Below are 5864 nucleotides of genomic sequence, written 5' to 3' on the forward strand. Positions count from 1 at the left end.
AAGGGGAGGGGCGGTTTTGGCGCAAGACAAAACCGGGGTGGGGTTCTTCGGGATTTATAAGCAATTAAGCGAACATGATATCACTTCTACTGCTTCTTATAGTATTCCTGATCTTCTCTAGTTTTGAGCAAAGCTCCCAAAAGCGGAAGATTATCTGCTAAATTTTCAATTATCTCCAAGGCTTCTTCTGGGGGATAACGTTTGAGCCAGCGTATCCAGTCGAGTAACTCGCTAGTACTGGCTTTTTTGCCATCTCTTCTGCTGGTTCCATTCTCACGCAGTTCGAGAAATTCCTCAACTGCTGCTTCTACTAATTTTCTATCCAATGATTCAGGAAAATGGGCGTTGACGATATTAATTAATTGTTCTTCGCTGGGAAACTCTAGATAATAAAAAATGCAACGTCGCAAAAAAGCATCGGGTAATTCTTTTTCACTATTGCTGGTAATGACTACAATTGGGGACTGTTTTGCTGAGATAGTCTCTCCTGTTTCTGTGACTGTAAATCTTTGTTCTTCTAATTCACGTAAAAGGTCGTTGGGAAAGTCAATATCAGCTTTATCAATCTCATCAATTAGGACAATCGGACGATGTTTGTCCTCTCGAAAAGCATTGCCTAAAGCTCCCCACGTAATATAAGCATAAGGGTTTTTGAGACGCTGAAATAGTTCTTTTATTTCTTCTTCACGCAAGTACTTTTCATAATTTGTGCCAACCAATTGAGCATCACGCAAGCGTCCTACAGCATCATAGGTGTATAATCCTTCTTTGGCACGGGTTGTAGATTTGATATACCAGGGAAAGTAGGGATATTCTTTGACTTGCTTAGACTTACCAAACTCATTGGCGATCGCACAAGCAAGCAGTGTTTTACCACATCCAGGTTCCCCTTGAAGTAACAAAGGACGCTGGAGATAAATTGCCAGGTTCACAGCTTGAACTAGCTCTTTACTTGGAAAATAAGGATATAGCCTTTGTTTCCTAAGCTCGGTATTTACTGAGTCTAGCTTTGGCTGGTATTTTGAGTCACCTGTGTACTCTAGTTGCTCGTTTTTCATAGTGCTAGCCCTGTTTCAATATCCATATGCCAGTCCAAACTGCACCAACTACAGATTGCTATCAAGGCTTTCTCAGGTGTGTCGTTGCGGTTGATAATATCCTCAGTTATGTCGTTTATGTCGTTAATAGTATTGGAATTTAACGCTTGGGTTGTAAACAATTGGTTTTTGCTACGTACCCACCTTTTAATCTCTTTTTCCTCAAAAGGTGTTATTTCCTGCAGTTCAAGGGGAATGTCAGGTTTATTTCTGTCAAATTGGCTAACTAAGGGAATGCCTAGTTTTTCTTTACAGCCTAGATTGTCAATCAAGAACAACAATAGTGGATGTTCATCTGCTGGCAAGTCATTTTGCTGTACCATCTTAATTAAAGGTTGCCAGAGTTGAGATATCAACTGATTGAGATACTTGCCGCGAACCATGTCCACGTCGAGCAAGCACAGCATAACCGTCTGGGTTTGCCAATGTTGATAAATTTGCTGAACAATATCTTGAGGTGAAGCAGAGGGACTGCCAAATATTTGAGCTAAGTCTTCCCATAATGTTTGAATGTTGTTACGATGACGCTTGAGGCTAAGTCGATAACAAAAAGCTTGAGTAAAGTAAGGAACTTTATACCTGAGTCGATTGACTAACCAACGTTGACCGTATCCAGATTTGCCGTGGATGAGAAAGGCTCCAGCAGGTTCTATTTCTCTGATACATTGAGTAAATGAAGACTCTTGCTTGTCATAATTTAGTTCTCTTAGGGCATTTTTGAGTTTTTCACAGTTAGATTCTGAGAGAGTGGCGTAGTCAGTTTTCGGTGATGTGGAGGTTTGATTGTGGCGGCTTGGTGGTGCTTGCGTTTTGGGAGGATTATTATAGTCAGATTTTTCTAACTTAATGTTGAGGAATTGAAATAACTTCTCAAGATTTTGATGAGTTGTTGCTTCTTGCGGTTTATGTAATATTTTTGAAATCGTATCACGATTCATAGTAGTTCCACTTGCCAGCTCTGCTATTTTGTAACCTTTTTCGCCAAACTCTGTTTTCAAAGCGTCTTCTAGCTTTTTTCTACCACTATCAGTTAGTACACAACTCTTCCTATTCTTCTTGGGTTGAGACTCTGGCACACTCAAAATGATGACACACTCCAAATCAAAATGCGGATGATCAGCAAAATCTGCATACAAGACAACCACTGTTAATGTATTATAAGACATTACCTTGAAAAGCTTGCAACAAGAGGTTTTTGGATACCTCGAAAAAAATTTTTGCAGGTTGCGGATCATCCGCATTGATCATCAGCAATCACAGACTACGCGTGTTTGAGGATAGAGACATCAAGTTCATTCAGTCATTTATCCTTTGAAGATTATGTCATCTGACAACAATAATTCCAAGCAGACACGCACCCTTTCACAAGAACGCATCCATCGAGCTAAATTAACTGTTAAGGCTTTTTTAGGAGCAACAATACTCAGTGGGATTGTCACCTTATCTGGTATATACCTTGCAATCTCTGGTTACATTTCAGAGGGAGTGGAAATCAGCCAAGTAGCAATGATGTCCACTGTGGAACTGACGAAACGGACTAAAGATAGTATTGATCATCTTGACCAAGTTATCAAAGATGCAATCGAGGAAGACGAAGCAGAAAGGAAGAAGTAATATTAGGACTGTATGCAGATGTCGTCTCATCAGAGTTATCCTAACCCAGAGAAAAAATGATTGATTCGCAAGAACAAAAGCCATCTTATCCAAAACCTTACAAGCCAAAAAGACAAGAAGCCTCACCACAACCGTGTCAGCACGTAAAAATTTTAGACTGCAACAAGCCAATCAGCCGTGTCTTCTTTGAATGTTACCACTGTCGCCAGGGTTTGTTGACTGAATGCAAGGGAGACTCTGCGGTGCAAGAGTTTAAAGTACCTTGTCCTACTTGCGGCAAAACTGCTATATATCTGATGACGAGTGAAATAATTTCAACAACAGCAATACCATCACCCTGGGATAGATAACAGAACCACCCGCTTACGATTAAATTCAAAATTCAAAGTTCAAAATTCACGCATTAAGAATTTTGTTTTTGAATTTTGAATTCCCCTTATTTTTTGACTTTTGACCTTTGTTAATTTTAATATAGTACAAGGGAACTATCCAAAGGATGGAATGTCTGATTTAATTTTATTTTGGCATCGCCGCGATTTACGTATTTCTGACAATACAGGGCTTGCTGCTGCGAGAAAGCAAAGTCCAAAAGTAGTAGGGGTGTTTTGCCTTGATCCAAATATTTTGGAACGAGATGATGTTGCCCCGGCAAGGGTGACTTACATGATTGGTAGTTTACAATCACTACAAAAGCGATATGCTCAAGCAGGTAGCGAGTTATTGATTCTTCACACTGAACCGACTCAAGCTATTCCAAAACTGGCGATCGCCTTAGACGCTAAGGCTGTATTTTGGAATTGGGATGTAGAACCGTATTCTCAAGAACGCGATCGCACCATCATCGAAGCCCTAGAAGAAAAAGGTATCCAGTTTCTTGAGAAAAACTGGGATCAACTCTTACACTCACCAGAAGATATTCGTACTGGTTCCAATCAACCCTACACTGTCTACACTCCTTTTTGGAAAAATTGGAGTGCTAAACCAAAAGCGTCTCCTGTAGAACTTTCGGATGGAACGTCTCTACAAGGATTGACGGAAGATGAAAAAGAAATTGCCAAGACTTCTGGAGTGATAGAATTACCCTCAGCCAAAGATTTAGGTTTCCATTGGGATGGAGAATTGGTGATTTCGCCAGGGGAGACGGCGGCGCAAGAACGATTAGAAGAATTTTGTGCCAGTATTATCAATGAATATAAAGAACAGCGCAATTTTCCAGCAGTTGATGGCACATCTAGATTAAGTGCGGCTTTAAAATTTGGTGTCATTGGTGTTCGCACTGTTTGGCAAGCTACTTTGGAAGCGCTAGAAAATAGTCGTAGTGACGAAACAGAAACCAGCATCCGTACATGGCAACAGGAACTAGCATGGCGGGAATTTTATCAACACGCAATGTATAACTTCCCAGAATTAGCAGAGGGTGCTTTCCGCCAGCCTTTTAAAAACTTTCCTTATGACAATAACGAAGAACATTTCCAAGCTTGGTGCGAGGGTAAAACTGGCTATCCGATCGTCGATGCAGCAATGCGCCAGTTGAATGAACTTGGTTGGATGCACAACCGCTGTCGAATGATTGTCGCCAGTTTCCTAACCAAAGACTTACTGATTAATCCCCAGTTGGGAGAAAAATACTTCATGCAGAAGCTGATTGATGGGGATTTATCTGCTAATAATGGCGGTTGGCAATGGAGTGCTTCTAGCGGTATGGATCCTAAACCCGTCCGAATTTTCAACCCTGCGAGTCAAGCGCAAAAGTTTGACTTTGAGGGTGAGTATATCAGGCAATGGGTTCCCGAATTGCGGTCAATGGATACAGAGTATTTAGTAACTGGGAAAATTTCTCCTTTAGAAGGTCGCGCTGTTGGTTATCCAGACCCAATTGTGGATCATAATATACAGCAAAGACAGTTCAAAGAGCGATATCAACGGCAAAAAGAAGCGTCAGGCGCGGTTGGCTGAAGAGGACTAACGAGTGCAGTCAGCCAAGCAAGTGTCACAGATAATGTGAAAAGAACCTCTATCAGGAGGATGATTTAAGTATCGCGCTCTGTGCGTGGACTTATGTCACCAAACTTTGACCTTTCTCCCAAAATTGAACTCAGTCTTCCATCTAACCATCCTGAGTTATTGCATGGACTCGATTTATGGTTACGCTTGGGTTTGATATCAGATGCCCAAGTTAGACACATTTGTCGAGAGTTTCTCGTTTGTCAAGTGGAGTTGCAACCTCAAGCTTTACCTGAACCACAAGTAGAGACATTGCATGCAATATCCCCATATCAGGAAAATACATTACCAACAGCAAAGAAACCTCATATTCTTGCCAGGATGTTGCAGTCGCTGGGCGAAGAATTAAGCGTCCGCTGGCTGCTATTTTTAGGAATGTTCTTAGTGGTGGTATCCTCTGGGGTTCTCGCCGCGAGTCAGTGGGAAAAGTTTCCGCCTTCTGGACAATATGGAGTTTTGTTTGCTTATACTCTGAGTTTTTGGGGGATAAGTTTTTGGGCTGGTAGACAGTCTCATTTGAACTTAACAACTCGGGCATTGCTCATTGTCACACTTTTATTGGTGCCAGTGAACTTTTGGGCAATGGACAGCTTTAATCTTTGGCAAAATCCTTTGAATTGGATTGTCATTGCAATAGCTTCTATTATTCTTTCAGCAATTACTTTTTTACTTTGCAACAGTCGGCTGTTTTCTCCTGAGAAGCCAGCGAGGAAAATATCTCTAGTCAATATTTTAGGATTGTCGTATTTACACTGGGGTTGGCAATTCTCAGGATTTCCGTTGATTGCGGTTTATGTAGCAACAGTTGGAGAAGCGATCGCCACTCTTTATTACACTCATCATCAGCAAAGGCAAACGCTTGCATTATCTGACGAGAGGCGAACTGAATTAAGTATCAGTCTGTCTTCAGTTGTTATTGTTTATGCTTTATTAGTGCTGTTGGTACGAGCAATTTTTGTTGTCCACGTAGATATCCAAGAATTGGGCTTAGCTATTGGTATTTGCGGCACTCTGGTGACTTATAAAAAATTCAAAATTCAAAATGTGCTGCGCACCGCTGCGCTAACAAAATTCAAAATTAGAAGTTTCTCCCCCATCACCCCATCACCCCAGGGAGTGGGGAGATGGGGTGATGGGGAAGTGCGGGAA

General features: G+C 41.3%; 5 protein-coding genes and 1 pseudogene. 4 read left to right on the plus strand and 2 right to left on the minus strand.

Going from position 1 to position 5864, the window contains the following annotated elements; translation table 11 throughout:
- Nucleotides 1–86 precede the first annotated feature (86 nt).
- On the minus strand, nucleotides 87–1058 hold the full coding sequence (locus DP117_RS33235) for a MoxR family ATPase (RefSeq protein ID WP_169222427.1): 972 nt from the start codon (nucleotides 1056–1058) through the stop codon (nucleotides 87–89).
- On the minus strand, nucleotides 1055–2263 hold the full coding sequence (locus DP117_RS33240) for a hypothetical protein (protein WP_169222428.1): 1209 nt from the start codon (nucleotides 2261–2263) through the stop codon (nucleotides 1055–1057). Before DP117_RS33240 ends, DP117_RS33235 begins: the two co-directional genes overlap by 4 nt.
- A gap of 154 nt (nucleotides 2264–2417) precedes the next feature.
- Here DP117_RS33240 and DP117_RS33245 point away from each other — a divergent pair, with 154 nt between their 5' ends.
- The 4 genes and pseudogenes from DP117_RS33245 to DP117_RS33260 form a co-directional block, all read left to right on the plus strand.
- On the plus strand, nucleotides 2418–2711 hold the full coding sequence (locus tag DP117_RS33245; RefSeq protein WP_169222429.1) for a hypothetical protein: 294 nt from the start codon (nucleotides 2418–2420) through the stop codon (nucleotides 2709–2711).
- A gap of 56 nt (nucleotides 2712–2767) precedes the next feature.
- Nucleotides 2768–3061, plus strand: a complete 294-nt coding sequence (locus DP117_RS33250; RefSeq protein WP_169222430.1) for a hypothetical protein — start codon at nucleotides 2768–2770, stop codon at nucleotides 3059–3061.
- A 151-nt stretch (nucleotides 3062–3212) separates the two neighbouring features.
- Complete coding sequence (locus DP117_RS33255; protein WP_169222431.1) at nucleotides 3213–4667, plus strand: deoxyribodipyrimidine photo-lyase; 1455 nt, start codon at nucleotides 3213–3215, stop codon at nucleotides 4665–4667.
- Between the two features lie 102 nt (nucleotides 4668–4769).
- Nucleotides 4770–5864, plus strand: a pseudogene (locus DP117_RS33260) (DUF2157 domain-containing protein); the annotation flags it as partial.

Source organism: Brasilonema sp. UFV-L1 (assembly GCF_012912105.1).
Taxonomy (GTDB): domain Bacteria; phylum Cyanobacteriota; class Cyanobacteriia; order Cyanobacteriales; family Nostocaceae; genus Brasilonema.

Excerpts from the sequence above, each read along its gene's own strand:
- DP117_RS33235 (WP_169222427.1), bottom strand. The coding sequence starts at position 1,058 with ATGAAAAACGAGCAACTAGAGTACACAGGTGACTCAAAATACCAGCCA.
- DP117_RS33240 (WP_169222428.1), bottom strand. The coding sequence starts at position 2,263 with ATGTCTTATAATACATTAACAGTGGTTGTCTTGTATGCAGATTTTGCT.
- DP117_RS33245 (WP_169222429.1), top strand. The coding sequence starts at position 2,418 with ATGTCATCTGACAACAATAATTCCAAGCAGACACGCACCCTTTCACAA.
- DP117_RS33250 (WP_169222430.1), top strand. The coding sequence starts at position 2,768 with ATGATTGATTCGCAAGAACAAAAGCCATCTTATCCAAAACCTTACAAG.
- DP117_RS33255 (WP_169222431.1), top strand. The coding sequence starts at position 3,213 with ATGTCTGATTTAATTTTATTTTGGCATCGCCGCGATTTACGTATTTCT.